Here is a 22256-nt window from a genome sequence, read left to right as displayed (position 1 = left end):
CACCCGGGTTTTGCGGGGTAGTTCTTTTAATAGTTAGTACATGAGTTTTGCTCTTCCGGCAGACGCCGCCACGCGGCCCACGCCCTTTTACCTCTACGACCTAGCCTTGCTGGATCAGACCCTTACGGCAGTACAGCAGGCCGCCCGCTCCCGCGGCATTCACGTGCACTACGCCCTGAAGGCCAACGCCAATGCCCCCATTCTGGAGCGAATCCGCCAGCACGGCCTGGGTGCCGACTGCGTAAGCGGCCCCGAGGTGCACCGCGCTCTGGACACCGGCTTTGCGCCCCAGGACGTAGTTTTTGCCGGCGTAGGCAAGTCGGATGCGGAAATAAACCTGGCCCTGGCCGCCGACATCTGGTGCTTCAATGCTGAGTCGGTGGAGGAACTGGCCGTGCTCAACGAGCTGGCCGGAGCCCAGGGCCGCCGGGCCCGGGTGGCCTTGCGCATCAACCCCAACGTGGATGCCCACACCCACCACTACATTACCACGGGTCTGGAAGCCAACAAGTTCGGCATAAGTCTGAATGACCTGGGTGGCGTTATCGACCAGCTCAGCGCCCTGCCGAATCTGGAACTGGTGGGCTTGCACGCCCACATTGGCTCCCAGATTACCAACCTGAGCGTGTTCGGGGAACTGAGCCGCAAAATGAACGAGCTGCAAACCTGGCTCGAAGGCCGGGGCCATACTCTCCCCACCTCAACGTGGGGGGCGGTTTGGGCATTGACTACCACAACCCCGACTCCCAGGCAGTTCCCGACTTCGAGGCCTACTTTCACATGTTCGAGCAGCACCTGGTGCGGCGGCCGGGCCAGCAGGTGCACGTGGAGCTGGGCCGCTCCATCGTGGCCCAGAGTGGGACGCTGGTGAGCCGGGTGCTGTACGTAAAGCGCAGCCAGCAAACCAACTTCGCCATTCTCGACGCGGGCATGACCGAGCTGATCCGGCCGGCTTTGTACGGCAGCTACCACCAGATTCAGAACGTGAGCAGCCAGGGCTCCAAGCAGCTCTACGACGTGGTAGGCCCCATCTGCGAGTCGTCCGACACCTTCGGCCGGGAAGTGGCCATGCCCGAAACCCGCCGCGGCGACCTGGTCGTGATTCGCTCGGCTGGGGCGTACGGCGAGGTTATGGCTTCAAACTACAACCTGCGCGAAAAGGCCGAGGCCGTGTACGTGGGGTAATTTTCGTTTTATCAAGATAAGCAGCTGTCATGCTGAGTTTGCCGAAGCATATCTACCGCAGTAGTAATTGATTTTACTTCGACAGTAGAGATGCTTCGGCAAGCTCAGCATGACGTTTTGTCAGGGAGCCCGGTGACCTACTCCTATTTCCAGCCGCTGTAGTAGACGGTCCAGGGACCGAGGTGCTCGTGCTGGGGAAAGTAGGGCAGCATCCAGCTCCAGAAGTCTTCCAGCTCGCCTTTCACTACCAGGACCGGGTGCTGGGTGAGCAGGCTTTTGAGGTAGGGCTGCTGAGCCGGGTCGTTCATGTCGACCAGCAGCTTCTGCCAGCTTGTATCGGTTTCAAACTGCGTTTCGCGCTTGATGTCGTCGTTGTCGTGCTGCAAGGTGATGAGCGTTTTATTAAGCTCAAACGACAGGGAAGGCAGCATTTCGTCGTAGACCAGCACCTGGCCCTGGTCGAGGTGATGCTCCTGCAGCCACTGAGCCACCGGGCTCGTACTGCTGGCCGCCAGCTGGTTTTGGTGGAGCAGGGGCTTGGCGGTGAGCAGCAGCGTGAGGGTGAAAATAACGGTGAGAGCCAGCAGCCGGGGCGCCACCCGCACCTGGGTCCAGAGCATTTGCTGCAGCACCAGCGCCACGATGCCGGCAGCGGGCCATAAGGAGGTCAGCGGTTTGATTTCCAGCGTTATGCCTAGTGCCACGGATAAGGCCGGCAGCATACAGAGCCCGGCCATCAGCAAGGCCAGCACCCCGCTCATCACCACGTACCAGCGGTATAGGACGGCGTCGGTCAGCTGACCCAGGTAGTAGACCGTGAGCAGGGCCAGGCCGGGAAAAATAGGCAGCAGGTAAAGCAGCAGCTTGGACTTGGCCAACGAGAAAAACACCAGCGGCACCAGCACCCAGAAAATGAGCACGTTGCGCCACTGCCGGGGCACGGCGGTCCAGCGCGTGCGCCCGGCCTGCACCAGCAGGGCCACTATCCAGGGCAGGCTGCCCACGGGCACCAGCACCAGGTAAAACCACCACGGCTTGGCCCGCTTGAAGGCGTCGGCGTTGGCAAACCGCTCGGCCGTCTGCTTCCACAGGAAATAGTCGAGAAAAGCCTTGTTTTCGGCCACCAGATACAGATACCAGCTCAGCCCGATGCCCAGCAGCAGCGCCAGCCCCAGGACGTGGTGCACCGTAAAAGGCCGCCGGGGCTGAGCCTGCCGGAAATAATGACCGGCCACGACCATCAGCGGCAGCACTGCGCCCACGGGCCCTTTGGTAAGAAAGGCCAAGCCCAGGCCCACCCAAAACAGGTAAAACCACCGCCAGCCGCCCCGTGCAGGTAGCGCAATATGCCATAGGCCGCCAGCAATTCCCAGAGCATCAGGTAGGCATCGGTGGTGACGTTGAGGGCCGAAATCAGCACCACGGGAAAGGTGCCGTAGAGAATGGCCGCGGCCAGGGCGTGGCGGGCATCTCCCCGAAACAGCAGCTTGCCCAGCCCAAACACCAGCACCACCTGGGCCAGCACGGCCAGCACCGCCGGCACCCGCACCCCCAGGGCTGTGGGCCCAAAGGCGGCAATGCCGGCCGCCGTCAGCCAGTACGTCACGGGGGCTTGTGAAAGTGCTGAATCCCGAGCAGACGCGGGTGCAGCCAGTCGCCGGAGGCCAGCATTTCCCGGCTGATTTCGGCGTAGCGGGCCTCACTGCTTTCTACCACGCCCCAGCTGCCTAGGCCTACCAGCAGGCCCGCGCCCAGCGCCAGAACAAATAACCAAAGCCAGACACGGGAAGAAAGCAAAGCGGGCATAACGGGGGAGCAGAGAAAAGCAGGAAATGCAAAGGTAGCCGGAAAGCCCGGGCCGCTAGCTCTAACCAAAGCCCGCCGCCGGGGTTGTAGTTGAGTACTCCGTCCTCCATCTAGCCCCGCCCTATGAAAATCCTGCTCACTGGTGCCAACGGCTACATTGGCCGCCGGCTGTTGCCCCTGCTGGTGGAAGCCGGCCATGAGGTGGTGTGCCTGGTGCGCGACCCACGTCGCTTCGAGCTGCCTGAGTGGCTACTGGCCAAGGTAACGGTGGCCGCCTGCGACCTGCTGCAGCCCGAGAGCCTGCACAGTCTGCCCCGCGACATTGAGGCGGCTTATTACCTGGTGCACTCCATGAGCGGGCACGACCAAGACTTTTTCCGCGCCGAGCAGCTTTCTGCCCGCCACTTCACCGATTACCTCGCCCAAACCACCGCCCGGCAGGTAATTTACCTCAGCGGCATTGCCAACGACCGGAACCTGTCGGCCCACCTCCGCTCCCGCAAGGCAGTGGAAAAGGTGCTGCGCACGGCCCGGCAAGCCACCGTCACGGTGCTGCGGGCCAGCATTATCATTGGCTCGGGCTCGGCTTCGTTTGAGATAATCCGGGACTTGGTGGAAAAGCTGCCCGTGATGGTGACGCCCCGCTGGCTTAACTCCCGCTGCCAGCCCATCGGCATCCGCGACGTGATGCACTACCTCCTCGCCGTGCTCGACCACCCCGACTGCCTGGGCGAAACCTTCGATATCGGCGGGCCCGACGTGCTGACCTACAAGCAGATGCTACTGGGCCTAGCCGCTGAACGGGGCTACCAGCGCTACATTGTCACGGTACCGGTGCTCACGCCGCGGCTTTCGTCGTGGTGGCTGTATCTGGTGACGCGCACCACGTTTTCCCTGGCCCAGAGCCTGGTGGAAAGCCTGCGCAACGACACGATTGTCTCGCTCAAGCGCAGCATTACCCAGGTGCTGCCCCACCAGTGCATGAGCTACCGGGCCGCCCTGGCCCTGGCCTTCAGCCGCATCGAGCAGAACGAGGTAATCAGCAGCTGGAGCGACGCGGTGAGCAGCGGGGTTATCGAGAAAAACTACATGGACTTTGTCCAGATTCCGCAGCACGGCATGCTCACCGACCGGCAGGCCCTGCGTTTTACCCGGCCCCGGAGGAGGTTTTGCAAAACATTTGGAGCATCGGCGGGGAACGAGGCTGGTACAAAGTCGACTGGCTCTGGCGGGTGCGGGGCTTTATGGACAAGGCCGTGGGCGGCGTGGGCTTGCGCCGGGGCCGCCGTTCCCCGTCTAGCCTGCACCCCGGCGACCCGCTCGACTTCTGGCGGGTACTGGTGGCCGACCGCGCCGGGCGTCGCCTACTGCTCTATGCCGAAATGAAGCTACCCGGCGAGGCCTGGCTGCAATTCCGCATCCTCGACAATGCCGACGGCTCCCACACCCTGGAGCAGCTGGCCGCTTTCCGCCCCCAGGGCCTGGCCGGGCGCCTGTACTGGTATTCGCTGGTCCCGTTTCACTTCGTGATTTTCAAAGGCATGGTGGAGAACATCGTGCAGTATGGCAAGGCCCCGGCTACAGCTGCGGAACAGTCGGCCTAAACCTGGAAGGCCCGTTGAAGCAGCGGTTGGCTAATGAGCTGAGCTTACACGTTAGCAAGCTTATATCGGCAATTTAAATATCCTATAATTCCAGGGTAAACTACTGATAATAAAATCATTGAATCAGGCATAACTATAAGGCAAAGTCTACTATTTTTTGTTTTAGGCAAGGAATGAGCGGCGGGGTTTCAGTAAGTTCGGACTCAAGCAAGTAGCTTGATTGGCTGAGTTGCCGGCACGACGCTACGGGCAACGGCCGTCCACCGTCTTTCCCTCCCCGATGCCAAACTTTCTACTGCTGCCGCTGCTCTCCTGGATGGTACCGGCCCATGCAAGCTACGATTCCTACACGTTATTTTACGTGCTGGCTTTCACCGTAAACCTGGTGTGGCTGGTGTGGGAAGGCCACCGCCGCGGCTACCCCATGCGGGCCTGGCTGGTGCTGCTTGCCTGCACCACCCTAACCTTTATTCTGGGCACCAAAATGCTGGCCTTTTCCGGCCCGGAGTGGCGGCAGTTTCTAGGCACCGGGCAGTGGCCGGCCTCGGAGGCCCGCACCGTGCTGGGTGGAGCGGTGGCCTGCACACTCACGCTGCTGGCCCTGCGGCGGCCGTTCGGCTTCAGCTGGCACGTATTCGATGCCTTCGTCTTGCCCATGTGCGCGGGTCTGATGGTGCAAAGCGTGGGCTGCCTGATTACGGGTTGCTGCTTTGGCCACCCTACCGCCAGCAGTTGGGGCGTTACCTACCGCCCCGATACCCTGCCCTACCTGGTGCAGGCCGACCGGGGCCTGATTCCGATAGGCGCGGCCCACTCCCTACCGGTGCATCCCACCCAGCTTTATACGCTGCTGGTATGCGCGGCGGTGGGCGCCATTTTGCTGCTGACCCGGCACCGCAACTGGCCCGGCGGCAGCCGCCGGCTGCTGCACCTGGGGCTTCTGCTGATTGGGCGCTTCCTCATTGAGTTCTGGCGCGACCCGGCCGGCGAACAGGTCGGTTCCGCTATGCGCTGGCACGGCGGCCTGGCCCTCAAGCAGGTGCAGTGGACACTGCTGGTGCTTACTCCGCTGGCGTTGGGCTGGTGGGCGTGGCTGCTGTACCGGGCCCGGAACGTAGAGCCGCAACCCGAGCGGGTCCCGGGCCAACGCTCAGTCCGCAATTTGCTGGCCGTAGCCCTGATGCTGGCCCTCACTGCCTGGCTGGGCCCCCGCGCCCTGACGTTACCCGAAGTGCTGGTAATAAAAACCCTGCTGCTAGCGGTGCTGGCCCTGGAAGCCGGCCGGTTTCTGCTTGATTCCCTGGCTGGTATTCGCCCGGCGCGACTGGTGCTGCCGCTGGGGCTGGTGGGCGTGGTGCTGGTGCTCAGCAGCCAGGCGCCGGCCGACTCGGCGGGCACTGCTCGGCCGTCTTACACCTCCCTGGGCTTGGGCGTAAGTGCGGGCTCCTTCGAGCGGCTGCAAAACACCGATGGGGGCTGCGGGGGCAGCACTCCCCTGCTCGAGTATCGGCACCGTTACCGGCTGGCTAGTCTGGATGTGTCGCGCACCCTGCTGCCAGGCGCTGGCCCCGACGGGCGGGTGCACAAAGCGGAAATAACAACGGGCATGCGGCTGCACGTGGGCACTGACCGCCAAACGCCGCAGTTCAGTGACCCGCTGCTAGGGTCCGGCATGCGGAAAAGCACCTTGTTGCTCAGCATCAACCCCTATGCCCAAATTGACCGGCCCTGGTTTGGCCTGGGGCAGGCCTGCTGGTAGGCACCCTGGGGTATCATAGGCTAACCTTTGGAGACTCTATCAGCATGCTCGATGTGCAGTCGTCGTTGCGAATTGGCCCACGCAAAACGCTGTATGCCCAAGCCGACTACAACTACCTGGGCTACGGCACCGGCAACCCCCAGCAGCGGCTGGGCCTGGGTACGGGCTTTGGCGGCAGCCGCTGGGAATTACGGGTCGGCGCAGCCAGGTCAAAAAGCTATGAGTTGCCGGCGGGCGTAAATCTCTGGTCGGGCTTTGTGGAGGCCCAGGCCCTGCTGACGCCCCGGTGGCAGGCTGGCACCTTCCTGACGCTGGGCCAACCGGGTCAGCAGCAGATCGGGCTCCGGATAAGCCACCGAATTCCGGGCCGAAATAGCGGCGGCGCTTGTGGCTGTGCCCGTTGCAGGTAAGTGAAGGACTGCTGATGGCTGCGAGAATCCTGGCCTAAGCCGTCTGAGTTTTCCTTACCCCGGAAGTATTATTCAGGATTTGTGCCTGGTCTGTTTTCAGCGTACTTACCCTGCTTTTAAAGTCAACTGAAGTAATATTAAAGCCCTATAAAACAGATAGTAAACTAACAATACTGTCATTTTATAAAGTCCGGCGTTTCAAAAAGTTCGTCGCGCCAAGGGATGCAGGACCAGCTATGTTAGCATCAGTAAGCACTGGCGCTTACTATTCCTTATTCAACCCGATGCGCTACTACCACCAATTTTGCCTGTGCCTGTTTATGGCTCTGCCTTTTACGGCCCCGCGCAGGCGGCCCCGCCCGACTCCGTTAGCACAACGACTGTGCGGCGGGCCACTACTACTTTCATCTTAGGCGGTATGGTCGGTAGCTCCCGGCAGTACTACAGTTTCTCCTCGTATGCCAATCCGGCAGGATATGAGCAGGGGCAATATCAGCAACGCTACCGCCTGGCTTCTATCGGGGTGGCCCGCACCTGGCCGATTATGAAGAAAAGTTTGCTCACCCTGGAGCTGCAGGCAGCCGTGGGCAACACCCGCTTTTCGGGGCTACCGTGGAGCCCGGCGCCACGGCTCGGCTTTACGCCCTTAGTCCCTACCTGGAAATCAGCCAGCCCCGCTACATTCGCTTCGGCCTGGGTGCCGACCTGGGCGACCTGGGTTATGATTTTGTGTACCGCCCAATGGAGCTGGGCAAATACCGGCCAAAGGTACTGCTGGAATTAGGCATCCTACCCGCACTTTATCTGCATATGAGCTACGGCCACAACATGCTCGGCCTGGGTAATGGCACCGGCATCGTGGGCGTGGGCTCAGGCTTCGGCAGTAAGCGGCAGCGTCTGATGCTGGGGTCAGCGCTGGTTAATAGTGAAGTTAACGCGGGCATCCTGACCCGCACTACCTCTTCCTTTATTCCGGTGGTGCAGGCCCAGCTCTGGGTAAGTCCCAACTGGCTGCTGGAGCCCCACTTTGCCAGCAACTTCGACAACGTGCACCAGTTTCGGCTCCAGGCCCGCTATCAGCTCCCTGAACGGGCCCGCTAATTCTTACTTGCCTGTTTCCTCTGCCCTATTGCTATGAACCCTGCTGTACTCGCGACTATTCTGCTGCCCTCCCCCCTGGCGCACGATTATTATTCCGTATTCTATCTGCTCGGCTTTGGGGTGGCCGGGGCGCTGCTGCTCTGGGAAGGCCAGCGCCGCCAGTATCCGCTGCGGCCCTGGCTGCTGGTGGTAGCCGGCTCTTCGCTGCTGTTGATTCTGGGCACCAAGCTCGTCACCCTCTCCGGGGCCGACTGGCAGCAGCTGTGGCAGCACGGACTTAGTCAGAGCCAGGGGCAGCGTTCGGTGCTGGGTGGCCTGCTCGGGGCCACTCTCGGGCTGGCCGGGCTGCGGCGCTGGCTTGGTTTTGGCCGCGGTGTATTCGATGCCTTTGCTCTTCCCTTTATAATCGGGCTGGCCGTGCAAGGCCTGGGGTGCCTGCTTACTGGCTGCTGCTTTGGTACGGCGGCCCCCGACCATCTGCCGTGGGCCGTTCAGTACGCTCCGGGCACGTTGCCTTTTGTGTCCCAGGTAGAACAAGACCTGCTTTCCGTCGGCGCCGCGCACTCCGCCGCGGTGCACCCGAGTCAGCTCTACCAAATACTGCTCTGTCTGGGCATTGCTGCGGTACTCTTCCGCACGCGTCGCCAGTCGTGGCCGGCCGGAACCCGTTTTCTACTTATGCTGGGGCTGTATGCCGCGGGCCGGTTTGGCCTGGAATTCTGGCGCGCCCCGCTCGGCGACGTTATCGGAGCCGGCAGCTGGCACGGGGTGAAGCCGGTGCAACTGGCGCTGCTACTCGTAGCTGCGGGTCTGCTTGGATTCTGGGCCTGGGTGGTACGCCGCCCCCGGGCTGGGGTAGCAGCGGAGCCAGTTTCGGCCAGCCGACCGGCCCGCACCCTGGCCGGGGCAGTGGCTCTGCTGGCCCTCACGGCCGGACTGGGCGAACAGTGGCTGTCCTTGCCCGAGCAGTTGGTTGTACAGGCGCTCCTACTACCGGTAGTAGCCCTGGAAGCCTGTTTTTTGCTTTTCTCCGCCAACGGTGGTTGGGGCCAGCTTGTGGTGCGGGGTGGGCTGGCCGCGCTGTTCATGCTGCTCACCAGCCAGGTCCCAGCCCCTCCTGATTCAACGGTTGCGGCCCCGCGCCGCGCCTATACCTCCATTAGCCTGGGCGGCTCGGCAGGCAGCTCCACCCAGTACTACGAAACACCTTACTACGGCTGCTCCGGCACTCCTTACCCGGTAAGCAAGTACCGGCAACGCTATACTCTTGGTTCCCTGGGCGTGGCTCACACCCTGCCCGTGGGCCGGGCCGGCACGCTCACCCTAGGCCTGAGTGCCAGCATCGGCCGCAGTCAGTTTCGCTCTTTGCAGGACACCATCGTTCTTTATAACAGCCAGGGCAACTTCAATACCCAGCCCTTCGAACAGGGCCAGGCCCGCCTGTACGCCGTCAGCCCTTATGTGGAGCTGGTTACATCACCCTATATGCGCATAGGCTTAGGAATGCACCTGGGTAATGTTGCCTATGACTTTGCGTACAGACCAGGAGAACTAAGTCAGGCCCGCCCGCAGTTTCTATTCGAGATTGGAAAGCCCTCCGTGCTATATTTTCACACCAGTATGAACTATGGCCTGCTGGGCCTGGGCGACGGCACCAACACAATGGGCGTTGGCTCGGGCTTTGGGCAAGAAAACTTCCGGCTGACGGGCGGTTTGGCCCTGAGCAATAGCAAGTGGCAAGGAGTTAAAGGGGCCGATACCAGAAACGATGCTATCCTCGGCTTCTTTCAGTCGTCGGTGCTGCTGAACCAGCAGTGGGAGCTGGAGCCTCTATTTGTTACTAACCTGACCGACGTATACCGGTTTTCCCTGCAAACCCGCTACCGCCTGCCCTCCCGGACACGCTAAGTGCCCAGCCGCCGCACCAGCCACATAATCAGGCTAAAGAGCAGGCTCACCAGCAGCATCGACACCAGCGGGGAATACAGCCGGAAGCCGGGCCGCTCGATGCGGATGTCGCCGGGCAGGCGCCCAAACCAGCTGAATAAGCTGCCGCCACCCAGCCACAGAACTCCCCGATAAGCGCCAGACCCAACCCCAGCAGGACGAATAACTTACCCAGTTGCGGCGACATAAAAAGGCGAGGTGAAGTAAGGTATGGTGAACAAAACAAGCGCGAAACCCAGAGCTATACGCAAGCTGTAGGCAGGGTGTGTGGAAGAACTTCGGGCCCGTGTCGGCAAAATATCTGCCGCCCGAAGTATCCTTAGGCCGGCGTAATGGCCAGGGCAATATCGGTAACCACGGGCGGCAGCTCCACCAGCAGGTTTCCCGCGGCATCGGCAGCAGCCAAAACCTGCCCCGCTACTTGGCCGGCTACGGTGTCCCAGAGAGTAATGACGTACGGCCCCGCTGACAAACTCGGCACCACCAGCTGCACGGGCAACGCCCCGGCAGTTTTGCGTACCAGCCGCTGCTTGTCGCGCTGGTCCTGACGCAGCAGCCATACTACCGCTTGGTTGTCATCCCCGCAGGCAAAGCCAGCAAAAGCGGGCGTCGAGAGGTGAATCTCGGCGTTTAGGTTGCGCCGCCTAAACCGGTCCCAGTCGATAAGGGCGGTGAAACGGGCCAGGCTACGCTGGGCAGCCCGCATGCCGTGCGTCAGCACGTGGGGGTGGCGGTTGGGCCAGCGCAGGCCGCCGCCCGCCCCGCCCGAGGCCAGATGGGCCCACTGCATGTGGCGGAAATACTCATCGTCGAACGGCTCGGGCAAGGTGCGCTTCCGGTCTTTAAAGGCGTGAATCGGCCCGTGCTCGGAGTCGAAGAAAGGCCGCGCCGGACTCAGGTGAGCCAGGGCTTCGCGCACCAGCTGGCCGGTGCAGATGGCCGAAGCCACCGTATCCGCGGGTTGTCGATAGTGGCCTTATCGTAGAAGTGGGTGGAGGCGAAATCCAGGGCCGGGTGCCGGAATATCACCTCCGACACGGCCGGGTGCTGACCAAGCACGGGCCCAAACAACGACACGGTCTGGGGTGACTACGCCCGTGCAGCCGCAATTCCTCCTGCCGCAGGTGGCTGCTGATGTCGCTGATAAACTCGTGGAATACGGCCGTGTCGTTGCCGGCGTGGGCCGGGTGGATTTCATTCCACAGGTCCCAGGCAAACAGGGTCCCGCTCCCGCCCCACCGCTCGGTAGCAAAGCTCAGCCGGTTTTTGATTGCCTGCCGCATCCTGGGGCACAGCAGCCACTGGGAGCGGCGCTGGCACGGTCCGCCCAAGGCTTGATTGTAGGGATGCCGGGCCCAGCGCCGCCACATCCAGAAGGTGTCGTAGGGCGTGAGCAGCAGGCGCAGCCCATGCCTTTGGCAGAGGGCAAACAGGTCGTCCCAGAGCCGCACCATGTTGGGCTGAAAGTGGCCCACCGGCCGTTCCAGGTAGCGGTTTTCCGTTTGGCAGTACTCCAGCATAAAGCGCAGGCAGGTGACGCCGTGGGCCGCCAGCCAGGCCAGGTGCCGGTCGACAGCCGCTATATCCCGGCGCCGAAACAGGCTGGCAAAGTCCGGCCAGGTTACGGCGTCGTTTTGCCCAATGGGCGTCCAGTCCTGGCCCTGCTCGGTCTGGAAATAGGGCACTCCGGGAGCCACCTGAATCCAGGGCAAGAGCTGAGAATCAGACATACTAAGTAGCGTTGCGCCCGAACGTATTGCTGAGCCAGCTGTTCATCCATTGGGGCCTAGCTCCAGTAAGAAATACCAACCACCACGGCCAGCACCAAGGCCGTGTACAAGCCCAGCGCCAGCCATTCCTCCCGGTTTTTAAAGTCGTAGGGAAACCGCTTCCGGGCTGACTGTTGCAATTGCACCGAGAGGTAAAACCCTGCCGCGCTCAGCAGCAGGCCTACCCACTGCGGCCCAGCCCGCCGAAACAGCAGCAGCATCCCGAAAATGGGCAGCAGCCCCACGGCATAGCCCAGGAAGCGCGCCTTAAATAAGGCTCCGGCCGGGGGCGGCGGAGGTGGGAGCGGCTGAGGCTGAAGTTTCGGCGGGCGTTTGGACATCTAATCTATAAGCTGAATGACTGGTTTACCCCTTATCAAACACGGGCTCAATCCGGCCTTCCCCGTTCACTTGCAGGGCGGCCTCGTAGCGGTTGCCGGTCTTAGTCGACACAAAGCCGCGGATAACGCTGGTTTTGCCTTTGCGCAGCAGCTGGTTCATCTGGGTTTCGGTCAGGGTTTTGCCGCCCCACTCGAAGGGGGCCCGGAACTGGCAATCCTCGCGGAAGCGGGAGCAGCCCCAGGCCGCCTTGCCGCGCAGCATGGTGCCGAGCTTGCACACCGGGCAGGGAATGATGCCGGGGTCGACGGGCGTGGTGGGCTTGCTTTCGGCGGCCCGCACCAGTTCCAGCGCGTGCTCGGGCGTAAGGCGCACGGCGGCGTCAAACTTATTGCCCATTTCGTCCACGTAGCCCTTGATAACCGGGGTGCGGCCTTTGGTGAGCAGGGCCGAAACCTGCTTGTCGGTCAGGTTTTTGCCCTCGTACTGCGCAGGTAGGCGGAACTGGCAGTTGTCCCGGAAGCGGGAGCAGCCAAAAGCCGTTTTGCCCTTTAGGATATGCCCCGACTTACAAGCCGGGCACGAACCCAGGCTACCGGGTACGGCCGGGGTAGCCGCCGCGGGCTTGATGGGCAGCACGGCCGCCGGCGTAGCCGCCGAAATACCCGCGCCGGGCACTGTGATGGAGCGGCGGGACCCATCCTGCTTTACTTCCTGCACCATCTCGCGCACCAGCATCTTGAGCTCGTCCAGGAACAGGCCTGAGTCGAGGTTGCCCGACTCAATCTGGCGCAGCTTCCGCTCCCACTGCCCCGTCAGCTCGGCCGACTTCAGCGTGGGGTTCCGAATCAGGCCGATAAGCTCGACGCCGGTGGGCGTGGGCACGATTTTCTTTTTGTCGCGGCGGATGTAGCCGCGCTTAAACAGGGTTTCGATGATGGCGGCGCGGGTGGAAGGCCGGCCGATGCCGTTTTCCTTCATGGCCTGGCGCAGTTCCTCGTCGTCCACGTTGCGGCCGGCCGTTTCCATGCCGCGCAGCAGCATAGCCTCGGTGTAGTCGCGCGGGGCTGAGTTTGCTTCTGGTCGAGGCGGGGCTTGTGAGGGCCACTCTCGCCTTTCTCAAACGAGGGCAGCACGGTGCTTACCACGTCGTCGTCGCCTTCGCCGGGCTTGGCGGTGCTGGGGGCCTGCTGCTGGGTCGGGTCCCCGTAGACGATGCGCCAGCCGGGGTTTAGGATCTGCCGGCCCCGCACGCGGAACGGGTGCGCCGCGGCTTCGGCCGTTACGGTCGTGTTCGAAACTTCGCAGTCGGGGTAAAACGCGGCCAGAAAGCGGCGCACGATGATGTCGTAGACGCTGTGCTCGTGCCCGCCCAAACCGCCGGCGCTGGCCCCGGTGGGAATAATGGCGTGGTGGTCGGTGACTTTGTTGTTGTTGAAAACCTTAGTGCTCTTGCGGATCTTGGTGGCCAGCAGGGGCTGCGTAAGGCTATGATACGCGCCCAACCCCTGCATGATGCCGGCAATTTTGGGGTACTGGTCGTCGGGCAGGAAGGTGGTATCCACGCGGGGGTAGCTCACTACTTTCTTCTCGTAGAGGGCCTGCACAGTCTTGAGCGTGTCGTCGGCGGAGAGACCCAGCTGGTTGTTGCACTGCACCTGCAGGGAAGTCAGGTCAAACAGGGAGGGCGGCGACTCCAGAGCCTTTTTGATTTCCACGCCCGTCACGGTCAGGGGCACGTCTTTCACGGCGGCCATAGCGGCATCAGCTTCTTCCTGGCTTACGAAATAGCCGCGAGCTTTCAGGCGGGCCTTTTCGTCGGGCTCGTCGTCGTCCTTGCCCTTCTTGACCAGGGCCACGTGGCTGAACATGGTGCCGCGGTACTCGGTGCGCAGCACCCAGTAGGGCTCGGGCCGGAAGTTCTGAATTTCGTGGTAGCGGTCCACGAGCAAGGCCAGCGTGGGCGTTTGCACCCGCCCGATGCTGAGCACCTGCTTTTGCCCGGCGGCGTACTTAAGCGTGAACAACCGTGTGGCGTTCAAACCCAGCAGCCAGTCGCCGGCGGCCCGGCTTTTGCCGGCCTGGTAGAGGTTATCGAACTCCGAGCCGTCGCGCAGGTTGGCAAAGCCCTGGCGGATGGCGTCTTCGGTGAGCGACGAAATCCAGAGGCGCTTGAAGGGCTTGCGGTACTTGGCTTCCATCAGCACCCAGCGCTGAATCACCTCCCCTTCCTGGCCCGCGTCGCCGCAGTTGATGACTTCCTCGGCCCCGGCCAGCAGGTTTTTAATCACGTTGAATTGCCGCACCACCCCGTCGTCGCGGCGCATGAGCTTGATGCCGAAGTTGTCGGGCACCATGGGCAGGTCGTGAATGCTCCAGCGCTTCCACTCGGGGCGGTAGTCTTCGGGCTCGCGCAGCTGGCAGAAGTGCCCAAACGTCCAGGTGACCTGGTAGCCGTTGCCCTCGAAGTAACCATCCATCTTGCGGCTGGCACCCAGGACCTGGGCAATTTCACGGGCTACGCTGGGCTTTTCGGCAATACAAACTTTCAAAATCGCAGATTCTCGCTGGGTGGAAACACAGAGTACGCCGACGAAAAGCCGGCAGGGAATCAACAAAGATACGGCGCAAAAAGGTCGTTTCCCGCAGGCATCCACGCATGGGGCCGGACGCAAAACGGCCCGGCCCCACCCCTACAGGGGCGGCGCCGGGCCGGCAAAGTTTCTGCTTCAGCTACTTGCCCGCGGCGGGCATTTCCTCGGGCGGGTCAGCAGGCCGGCCAGCAGACCGACAGCCCCAGCACAAGGAAGCCGTTGCGGGCGGCCTTGTTGCGGGCAAACCCAAACAGCCAGGGCGCCCCGGCCGCCAGCACGCCGTTGGCCACGTCGAGGGCGAGGTGGGCTTTGAAGGGCATCTTCTTGAGCCCGCCCCACTCGGCGCGGGTAAACAGGCTGGAAAGGGCCACGTTGCCGGCTAGGACTTGCGTGAGCAGAGCGGCCTTTTTGTGGTGCTCAAACCCGGCCAGCTTGGGCATGCTCAAGGCCAGGGGAATATAACTGAAGTCGGTGAAGCCGTGCTGCTTCCGGGAGATGGGCTGGTTCATAGCGGGTTGTCTAAGGATACAAGTGTCTGGTAGAAAGTACCCGGGTTGGGCCCGCAAGGTTATGGTGGCGCTTGCCAGCCGGGCCCGTAACCGTGAGTGCCTGCCTGCTTCTGGCCCTCAATGTCATGCAGCCAAATTGAGTCCAGTACGCGCGTGCCAGGGCCGGGTGGTAATAATAAAAGCCTTCGGTACGGGCGTACCAAGGCCATCCCGCCCCCAAATACCCCTCAGTACGCCCGTACCGAAGGCTTTTCGGCTTTGGGAAGGCCTTGGTACGCCCGTACTGAGCCCTCCCAAACGACACAAGTGGGCGTGGTACGCGCGTACCATGCCTGATTTGGCACTAAAAAGCCCCTGGTACGGGCGTACCAAGGGCTTTTTGCTAGTCTGACTCCGGCTCTCTACTTAGGCCTGAGGCTGCAGGGCTGCCGGAGCCTTCTTGCCCGATTTCGATATCAGGGCCCGGCTCAGATCAAAGTACCCGGCCACGCGCGTGGGGTACTCGTAGTGGGTGAGCAGCAGCGTGGCGTAGGCCCGGAACAGCTGCCGGCAGGTGGCCTCGCGGCCGTCGTGCAGGTCGGTGCGGTGGGTGGAGGACGTGGCGTGGGCCGCGTCGGCCAGTTCCAGGGCCGTTTTCAGGTTGCGGTACACCTCCTGCCCCTCAGCGCGCACGGCGGCCGGGAAGGCGGCGGGCCGGGAGGCCAGCGCAATGAGGAAGGCCCCGAAGGCATCGAGCACCCGGGCCTGAATGCTGTTGGTCAGCGCGGCCCGGCCCTTGGGGAAGATGGCGGCTATATCGGCCGAAAACTCATCGTAGGTGGGCGTCACGTGCCGGCGCTCCACGCGCTTGACATAGGCCCGAAAGTCGAGCAGGGCCTGGGCCACCGTGACGGTGGCGCCCTGGGCCTCGCCGGAGAGCTGGCCGGTGTGGGCTGCGGAGTAGGCCGTCAGGGCTGCGTCGAGGTCCTTGATCAGCTCTTCATAGCGGGCCGCTTCGGTACTCTGGCGCAGGGCCTGAAGCGTAAAGCCGGCCATATCACCAAACTGGGCGCGGTTCAGGCGCAGGTTAAGAAAGAAATTGTCGAACCGGGATTCATACTTTGCCATGGGCGCATAAAGGGAAAAGATGGATAGATAATGCCAGCTCCGAACCCCGGAGCTGAGCCGGAATATAGAAGAATTGGCATCAACAATTACTATCCGTCGGGACCCTAACCCTCGTAGTATCAAGCAATAAGTGTATTTCTTCTTTTCTGTTCAGCGTATATGTGGATTGTGTTTTCGTTGCTGGCCGCCATGTCGGCCGCCGTGGTGGTGACTTTGTCGAAGATTGGCGTTAAAAACGTGGAGCCCAGCGTGGCCTTCGCCGTGCAGTCGGTGCTGATCATCATTGTGGCCTGGGGCGTGGTGGCCTGGAAGGGCCTGCTGCCTACCGTAGCCCAGATTGAGGGCCGCACCTGGGGCTTTCTGGTGGCGGCCGGCATTATTACCTGCCTCTCGTCCCTGTTCTCGTTTCAAGCCCTGAAGCTGGGCCAGGCTTCCCAAACGTCTTCTTTCGACAAGGTTTCCCTGGTGTTTGCCATCATTCTGGCGGTGGTGTTTCTCAAGGAGAAGGTAACCTGGCAGCTGGTCGTAGGCGCCGTGCTCATGGCTGGCGGGGCCATTCTCATTGCCTTCTCCAAGCCCGAAGCCAGCTAAGGCGCAGCTGCAAAAGTATCGGTCATCCTGAGCTTGCGAAGGGCCTTATCCCTCGGCACGACCATCGTGGTTAAGACTCGTTCGAACGTGATAAGGTCCTTCGCTACGCTCAGGATGACAGACAAGAAGGAAAGCATTGGCTAAACGCTTAGCCTACCAGCCGCTCCTATGACATTAGTACATAAAATGAGTTACTTGGCCTACTTTAGCGGGCCGCCTATTGTATCCACGCCCATCCCAGCCGGGCTAGAATTGCTCCCCGATCAGCTCGTGGTTTAGCATGGCGCCCGCCTTGGTGCCGGCTGCTACGGCCGCCGCTACGGCGCGCATGGGCGTGGTGGCATCCCCGGCCGCGAAGATGCCAGGCACGGAAGTGCGCTGCATCTCATCTACCCGCAGCAGGCCGGTTTCGGTTACGGCACAGCCCAGGCTCAAGGGCAGGGTACAGTGTAGCTCGAAGGGCACGCGGGCAAACAGGGCGGTAAGCGGCACCGGTGCTTTACCGGCCAGCACCAGTTGCCGCAGGTAGCCCGCCTCGTGCTCCAGGCTCAGGATTTCCCCTTCTTCAATCCGTACCCCGCGCTGCTGCAGGTGCTGGATGTGCTCAGGGCTTAGGGTGGCGGGGCCGTTGGTAAACAAGGTCAGGTTGGGGCTCCAGTGGTGAATGAGACGGGCAAACTCGAATCCCAGGTCGCCGTTGCCGAGTACGCCCAGGGGCTCGTCGCGCACTTCGTAGCCGTGGCAGTACGGGCAGTGCAGCACCGAAATGCCCCAGGCCTCGGCAAAGCCCGGCGTGGCCGGCAGCAGATCTTTCACGCCGGTGGCAAAGATTAGCTTATCGGCCTGCAGGGTGGCGCCGGCGGCGGTAGTTACCACAAAGCCTGGCCCTTCCCGGACCGCCACCACGGCCTCACCGGCTAATAGTTCTACCGTAGGATACGCCAAAACCTGGGCCCGGGCCTTGGCCCGGATGGTGTCGGGCGTTTCCCCATCCTGGGTAAGGAAGTTGTGGGCGTGCGGAGTCTGCCGGTTGCAGGGCAAGCCGCTGTCGAGCACGACAACCCGGCGCCGGGCCCGCCCCAGCGCCATAGCCGCCGCCAACCCCGCGTAGCTGCCCCAATGATAATGACCTCTGTGTGCCGATGCTGTTCCATAGTGCCTGCTGTTGAAAGGGCCTCCTACCCCGCAGCTACTTCCTGCAGAGCCGGCTGGCCCGGGTGAAAAACAAACGAAGATACGTAATTGCAACAATGTTGCAATTGCATTACCGCGCTTACGGTCTGCAGCCCTTGGTTGCCGCTGCCTCTGGCGTCCTCATCCGTTTATCTGCTTAGCTTGCGCATGAGTCGAAAAACCCGGTTCCGCAGCTCGACATAACCAGAGCCGGGGCTGCCCGCGTAGAAACCATTCTAGTGTTGCGCTCCATGACTTCCGTTGCCTCCGTTGCTGCCCCCATTCTGCCTGCTACCTCGGCCGGTATCCGAGCCCTGGCCCGCCTGGGCTTTCTGTCTATCGGGGTGGTGTATATCGTACTGGGGGTGCTGACCAGCATGGCCGCCATCGGGGTGCGCGGCATGGCCCCCGCCGACCAACAGCAGGTATTCCAGACCATTCAGCGGTTGCCGCTGGGCCAGGTGCTGCTGTGGCTGGTGGCGGCTGGGCTGGCGGGCTACGTGATATGGCGCTTCACCCAGGCCCTGCGCGACACCGAGCATAAGGGCACGGGTACGGCGGGCCTGGCAGTGCGGGGGTTCTACATCTTCAGCGGCTTGCTGTATGCCGTGCTGGCCTACTACGCCGGCAAAATGGCCTGGTACGGTCACCGGGTGCGGGAAGCTGACAGCACCAAGCCCATGCTGCGCGAGGCCCTGCAGCACGGCTACGGGCAGTGGCTGCTGGGTCTGGTGGGCCTTACCGTTCTCGTTGCCGGCCTGATACAGATCTACCGGGCCTGGTCGGGCAAGTTCGACACCGACGTGAATGGCCGGGAGCTAACCGACGCCCAGTGCCGGCTGGTATACCGCACCGGCCAGATTGGCTACAGCGCCCGGGGGTGGTTATTGCTATTATGGGCTACTATTGCCTGGTGGCCGCCCAGCACGCCAACGCCAACGAAATCCGGGATACAGCCGGCACCTTCAACGCACTGCAGGCCATGGGTCCCGGGGTGTTGGGCGTGGTGGCGCTGGGGTTGCTAGCGTACGGGGCGTATATGCTGGTACAGGCCCGCTTCCCCATTCTGCGGGGCCTGGGTGCCCGCTAAGCCTGCCCTGCCGTAGCACCAGCGGGACATACCAGACGCACTATTTACCGCCGTTTGGTGTCTGCTGTATGCCGGCCGGTAGCTGCTTGCCCGGGGCTGGCTTCTGTCCGCTATTCCCTTTGCTCTGCTAGTGTCTGCAATGCCTTCTCTCCGGCCTGCCCGCCTCCGCACCTTCTTGCCGGGGCTGTTGATGTTTGCCCTTTTTGGGCTGTCCGACAGCCTCTTGGCCCAGACCCCACCAGCCCCGCCGGTTCTGACCTTGCAGGCCCCCGGCGCTACATTCGCCAGCTCCGAATACTACATTGCCCGGGTGGTAGATGAGCGCCCCAGTCGCACTACCGTGGCCGGAATGCTGATACCCGGTGCTAAGCCCGACCAACCCGCGGTGTTGCGGCAGCTAGACTTGCAAGGCGGGACGCTGGCGGCGCTACGGCAGTTTGTAACTCAAAGCCTGCCCCACGGGGAAGTCGGCGGCCCCTGACGCTGCGGGTGCGGGAATGCCGGCTTACGGAAACCCCGATGCCTGGCCAGCCGAAGTACGCGGATGGCAACCTGGCCCTGCACCTGGTACTGGACTGGCAGCGCGAGGGGAAACTGTCTCCCTAACCGAGTACCGGGGCACGGCCCGCTACCGCCGGGCACTCTGGCAAACGGCAGCCGTGGAGCCCGCCCTGCGGCAGGGCCTCACCGAAGGGCTGCGCTACCTGCATTCCTGGGTAGTAGCCCAGGCTCCCACGAATCTGAAGCTGGCCACGAGTCTGCGCCTGCGCTTTACCGATTACCGGGACCAGACCGAGCCTGACACGGTGTTCTACGACCCAGCCCGGCCGCTTACCTGGGCCGACTTTACTGCCGCTCCCCGGCCCGGCCCCCACGCGGCGGCCGTGTTTCCGAGCTTCGCCTATGCCGGGCAGCCCCGGGTGGTAAACGGCGTGCTCCAGCTCAATCTGCGCCTGAAAGTGTTTGTGGTACGCAGCTCGTCCTGGGTATCGGCGGCGGCGCGCGGGCCTACGACCTCAACCACGAGCAGCGCCATTTCGACCTGGTTAAGCTGGTGGCCGAGCGGTTTAAGCGCCGGCTCACCCCCACCCGCATGACGCTCAAAGACTACGACAGTATCCTGCAGTACGAGTACCTAATGGCCTTTCAGGAAATGAACCGAATCCAGGAACAGTACGACGGGGAAACTCAGCACGGGCTCAACGAAGCCGAGCAGGAACGCTGGAACCAGCGGATTGAGGCTGAGCTCAACCAGTACGGGCTGGCCCGCCGCCGTGAGGCGCTGGCCCCACTCACGCCCCGAATACCCGAGCCATAAGGGGCGAAAGTTGAAGCTTATAACCCAAAAAAAGGCCGCAGCCAAGGGCTGCGGCCTTTTCAACCACACATAGACTATATATCGGGCAGCTAGGCGGCCTGCTGGCATTTACCAGCTGCCCGTAATTTTCCAGCCAAAGCTGGTTTTGCTTTGCAGTTGTCCGGTTAGGAAACTTTGCCCTGCTGCGCTTGCTCAGCTACTTCTTCGGCGTGCTTGATGTCCTCAATGCCGTAGATGTGCTGGAACTCGTTGAGAGCATCAGTCTCCACGTTCAAGTCGTGCAGGATACCGTCCTGAATGTCGTACACCAGACCGTGCAGACGGGGCGGGTTGGGGCCCTGCAAGGCATTCTGGATGATGTTGGTCTTGGTCAGGTTGCGCACCTGCTCAATAACGTTCAGCTCCACCAGGCGCCGGAGCTGCTTTTCCTGGTCGGTAATGCTCGTGAACTCAGTCTCGTGCAGGCGCACCACATCTTTGATGTTCGTCAGCCAATTGTCGATCAGGCCATACTGCTTGTTGGAAGCTGCCGCGGCCACGCCGCCGCAGCCGTAGTGGCCCACTACCATGATGTCTTTTACACCCAGTACTTCCACAGCGTACTGCAGTACGGCCAGCAGGTTCATGTCGGTGTTTACGACCAGGTTAGCAATGTTGCGGTGCACAAACATTTCGCCGGGGCCGGTGCCGGTAATGGCGCTGGCCGGCACGCGCGAGTCGGAGCAGCCGATAAACAAGTAGCGGGGCTGCTGGCCTTTAGACAGCTTATCGAAAAAGTCGGGGTCATTCGACTTCTTCTCTTCAACCCACTTACGGTTGTTTTGCAGTATTTCTTGCAGCGACGACGAGGCGTCAGACTGGTTGTCTCTCATGGGAACAGGAATTTTGCAGAAAGTTGGAAACGGGTGGTAATACGAGGGTGAGCCGCTTAGTGGCCCAATACTTCGACCTGAGGAATACCGCGCAACTCTAACTTAATGTTGCGCTCAGCAGCCGTGACGCGGAAGTTTTCAATGGCCTCCAGCACGTCGTAGTCGATAACCTCGGACTCAGAGCCGTCGAGGATGACGTGGGAGCCGGGAGCCAGCTTTTCAAAGGTAGTAACGATGCTGGCCTTGTTCAGGAACGAGACATGCTCGCTGAGCTTGAGGTGCACCACGCCCGGGTCCCGGGTCGGCTCATTGTGGTAGTAGTAAGCCGATTCCAGGTTAGCCTTCAGAATAAAGAAGATGCCAACGGCTAGGCCCACGCACACGCCCTTGAGCAGGTCGGTAAACAGGATGGCTACGATGGTCACAATGAAGGGCAGAAACTGACCCCAGCCCAGACGCCACTGCGTGCGGTAGAGAGCCGGCTTGGTGAGCTTGAAACCAACGGTGAGCAGCACGGCGGCTAGGGCCGACAGCGGAATCAGGTTCAGCACCGACGACAAAAACAACAGGCTACCCAGCAGCAGCAGGCCGTGAATAAACGACGACATCTTGGTTTGGGCACCAGCATGAATGTTGGCCGAGCTACGCACGATTACGGCCGTCAGGGGCAGGCCGCCAATCAAACCGCTGACCAGGTTACCAACACCCTGGGCCTTGAGCTCCCGGTTCTGGGAAGTATGGCGCTTGTGCGGGTCGAGCTTATCCACGGCTTCTACACTGAGCAGGGTTTCGAGGGAGGCCACAATGGCAATGGTGAAGGCCACCACGTAAGTCGAGCCGCGGGTCAGGGCCGACCAGTCGGGCAGGCGCAGTTCCTTGGTCAGGTCGGCAAACGAGGAAATGTTGGGCAGCTTCACAAGGTGCTCGGGGCGTACCTGCAGGTCGGGAGCCACGTTGCTCAGCAGCAGGTTCAGCAGAATAGACAGCACCACGACAATCAGGGCGCCGGGCACCAGCTTCAGGGCCGCAATGCTCTTAACGGGCTTACTATCCCAGAGCAACAGCACGATAATCGACACGAC

24 protein-coding genes and 3 pseudogenes are annotated in these 22256 nt (G+C 62.0%); 14 read left to right on the top strand and 13 right to left on the bottom strand.

Features of this window, described 5'->3' with window-relative positions:
- The first annotated feature begins 40 nt into the window (after positions 1-40).
- The gene (locus tag MUN79_RS14885) at positions 41-871 is read left to right on the top strand and encodes a type III PLP-dependent enzyme domain-containing protein (protein WP_244673488.1); all 831 of its coding nucleotides are present in this window, start codon (positions 41-43) and stop codon (positions 869-871) included.
- Positions 781-1185, top strand: a complete 405-nt coding sequence (locus MUN79_RS14880; protein ID WP_244673487.1) for a type III PLP-dependent enzyme domain-containing protein — start codon at positions 781-783, stop codon at positions 1183-1185. Before MUN79_RS14885 ends, MUN79_RS14880 begins: the two co-directional genes overlap by 91 nt.
- Positions 1186-1328: 143 nt before the next feature.
- On the opposite strand, the gene MUN79_RS14875 is transcribed toward MUN79_RS14880, so the two are convergent.
- Genes MUN79_RS14875 through MUN79_RS14865 form a run of 3 tightly spaced genes read right to left on the bottom strand, consistent with a single transcriptional unit; the run spans position 1329 to position 2991 of the window.
- Positions 1329-2447 (bottom strand): glycosyltransferase family protein, encoded by a 1119-nt coding sequence (locus MUN79_RS14875; protein WP_244673486.1) that lies wholly within the window; start codon positions 2445-2447, stop codon positions 1329-1331.
- Positions 2426-2791, bottom strand: coding sequence for an ArnT family glycosyltransferase (locus MUN79_RS14870; RefSeq protein WP_244673485.1), 366 nt, complete (start codon positions 2789-2791; stop codon positions 2426-2428). The genes MUN79_RS14875 and MUN79_RS14870 overlap by 22 nt, the downstream gene beginning before the upstream one ends.
- A complete protein-coding gene (locus MUN79_RS14865; protein WP_244673484.1) occupies positions 2788-2991 on the bottom strand; it encodes a hypothetical protein in 204 nt (67 codons plus the stop codon). The genes MUN79_RS14870 and MUN79_RS14865 overlap by 4 nt, the downstream gene beginning before the upstream one ends.
- Positions 2992-3114: 123 nt before the next feature.
- Here MUN79_RS14865 and MUN79_RS31075 point away from each other — a divergent pair.
- The 6 genes and pseudogenes from MUN79_RS31075 to MUN79_RS14840 form a co-directional block, all read left to right on the top strand.
- A pseudogene (locus MUN79_RS31075) lies at positions 3115-3678 on the top strand (NAD(P)H-binding protein); the annotation flags it as partial.
- 170 nt (positions 3679-3848) lie between these two features.
- Positions 3849-4595: a DUF2867 domain-containing protein gene (locus MUN79_RS31070; protein WP_311136783.1), complete on the top strand. Its 747-nt coding sequence runs from the start codon at positions 3849-3851 to the stop codon at positions 4593-4595.
- Between the two features lie 280 nt (positions 4596-4875).
- Complete coding sequence (locus tag MUN79_RS14855) at positions 4876-6354, top strand: prolipoprotein diacylglyceryl transferase family protein (protein WP_244673483.1); 1479 nt, start codon at positions 4876-4878, stop codon at positions 6352-6354.
- A gap of 44 nt (positions 6355-6398) precedes the next feature.
- Positions 6399-6764, top strand: a complete 366-nt coding sequence (locus MUN79_RS14850) for a hypothetical protein (protein WP_244673482.1) — start codon at positions 6399-6401, stop codon at positions 6762-6764.
- A 612-nt stretch (positions 6765-7376) separates the two neighbouring features.
- Entirely contained in the window at positions 7377-7865 is a 489-nt protein-coding gene (locus MUN79_RS14845) for a hypothetical protein (RefSeq protein ID WP_244673481.1), read from the top strand.
- A 33-nt stretch (positions 7866-7898) separates the two neighbouring features.
- Entirely contained in the window at positions 7899-9773 is a 1875-nt protein-coding gene (locus tag MUN79_RS14840; protein ID WP_244673480.1) for a prolipoprotein diacylglyceryl transferase family protein, read from the top strand.
- Here MUN79_RS14840 and MUN79_RS14835 read toward each other — a convergent pair.
- The 7 genes and pseudogenes from MUN79_RS14835 to MUN79_RS14800 form a co-directional block, all read right to left on the bottom strand.
- On the bottom strand, positions 9770-9880 hold the full coding sequence (locus MUN79_RS14835; protein WP_244678338.1) for a DUF2905 family protein: 111 nt from the start codon (positions 9878-9880) through the stop codon (positions 9770-9772). The two genes, MUN79_RS14840 and MUN79_RS14835, sit on opposite strands and share 4 nt — an antisense overlap.
- A 251-nt stretch (positions 9881-10131) precedes the next feature.
- Positions 10132-10761 carry a hypothetical protein gene (locus MUN79_RS14830; RefSeq protein ID WP_244673479.1) on the bottom strand — a complete coding sequence of 210 codons (630 nt, stop codon included), beginning with the start codon at positions 10759-10761 and terminating at the stop codon, positions 10132-10134.
- Positions 10762-10837: 76 nt separating this feature from the next.
- Complete coding sequence (locus tag MUN79_RS14825; RefSeq protein WP_244673478.1) at positions 10838-11542, bottom strand: glycoside hydrolase 5 family protein; 705 nt, start codon at positions 11540-11542, stop codon at positions 10838-10840.
- Between the two features lie 56 nt (positions 11543-11598).
- On the bottom strand, positions 11599-11922 hold the full coding sequence (locus MUN79_RS14820; RefSeq protein WP_244673477.1) for a hypothetical protein: 324 nt from the start codon (positions 11920-11922) through the stop codon (positions 11599-11601).
- A gap of 25 nt (positions 11923-11947) precedes the next feature.
- Positions 11948-14472 (bottom strand): annotated as a pseudogene (locus tag MUN79_RS14810) (type IA DNA topoisomerase).
- 215 nt (positions 14473-14687) lie between these two features.
- Complete coding sequence (locus tag MUN79_RS14805; RefSeq protein ID WP_244673476.1) at positions 14688-15023, bottom strand: hypothetical protein; 336 nt, start codon at positions 15021-15023, stop codon at positions 14688-14690.
- A 405-nt stretch (positions 15024-15428) separates the two neighbouring features.
- A complete protein-coding gene (locus MUN79_RS14800) occupies positions 15429-16130 on the bottom strand; it encodes a hypothetical protein (RefSeq protein WP_244673475.1) in 702 nt (233 codons plus the stop codon).
- Positions 16131-16289: 159 nt separating this feature from the next.
- Between MUN79_RS14800 and MUN79_RS14795 the strand changes: the two genes are divergently transcribed.
- Entirely contained in the window at positions 16290-16721 is a 432-nt protein-coding gene (locus MUN79_RS14795; RefSeq protein ID WP_244673474.1) for an EamA family transporter, read from the top strand.
- A 246-nt stretch (positions 16722-16967) separates the two neighbouring features.
- On the opposite strand, the gene MUN79_RS14790 is transcribed toward MUN79_RS14795, so the two are convergent.
- Positions 16968-17810: an NAD(P)/FAD-dependent oxidoreductase gene (locus tag MUN79_RS14790; RefSeq protein ID WP_244673473.1), complete on the bottom strand. Its 843-nt coding sequence runs from the start codon at positions 17808-17810 to the stop codon at positions 16968-16970.
- A 335-nt stretch (positions 17811-18145) separates the two neighbouring features.
- On the opposite strand from MUN79_RS14790, the pseudogene MUN79_RS14785 reads away from it, so the two are divergent.
- The 5 genes and pseudogenes from MUN79_RS14785 to MUN79_RS14770 all read left to right on the top strand — a co-directional run.
- A pseudogene (locus MUN79_RS14785) lies at positions 18146-18667 on the top strand (DUF1206 domain-containing protein); the annotation flags it as partial.
- A 122-nt stretch (positions 18668-18789) separates the two neighbouring features.
- Positions 18790-18984, top strand: coding sequence for a DUF1206 domain-containing protein (locus MUN79_RS31845; RefSeq protein ID WP_375378174.1), 195 nt, complete (start codon positions 18790-18792; stop codon positions 18982-18984).
- Positions 18985-19174: 190 nt separating this feature from the next.
- On the top strand, positions 19175-19465 hold the full coding sequence (locus MUN79_RS14780; protein ID WP_244673471.1) for a hypothetical protein: 291 nt from the start codon (positions 19175-19177) through the stop codon (positions 19463-19465).
- A gap of 178 nt (positions 19466-19643) precedes the next feature.
- On the top strand, positions 19644-20081 hold the full coding sequence (locus MUN79_RS14775) for a hypothetical protein (protein ID WP_244673470.1): 438 nt from the start codon (positions 19644-19646) through the stop codon (positions 20079-20081).
- Complete coding sequence (locus MUN79_RS14770) at positions 20078-20302, top strand: hypothetical protein (protein WP_244673469.1); 225 nt, start codon at positions 20078-20080, stop codon at positions 20300-20302. Before MUN79_RS14775 ends, MUN79_RS14770 begins: the two co-directional genes overlap by 4 nt.
- A gap of 164 nt (positions 20303-20466) precedes the next feature.
- On the opposite strand, the gene MUN79_RS14765 is transcribed toward MUN79_RS14770, so the two are convergent.
- On the bottom strand, positions 20467-21174 hold the full coding sequence (locus MUN79_RS14765; RefSeq protein WP_244673468.1) for a carbonic anhydrase: 708 nt from the start codon (positions 21172-21174) through the stop codon (positions 20467-20469).
- 56 nt (positions 21175-21230) lie between these two features.
- Positions 21231-22253: a SulP family inorganic anion transporter gene (locus MUN79_RS14760; RefSeq protein WP_311136484.1), complete on the bottom strand. Its 1023-nt coding sequence runs from the start codon at positions 22251-22253 to the stop codon at positions 21231-21233.
- Positions 22254-22256 lie beyond the last annotated feature (3 nt).

This window comes from Hymenobacter cellulosilyticus (assembly GCF_022919215.1).
Classification (GTDB): domain Bacteria; phylum Bacteroidota; class Bacteroidia; order Cytophagales; family Hymenobacteraceae; genus Hymenobacter; species Hymenobacter cellulosilyticus.
The sequence above is the reverse complement of the archived record's forward strand: the minus strand, read 5'-3'. Positions and strand labels throughout refer to the sequence as shown.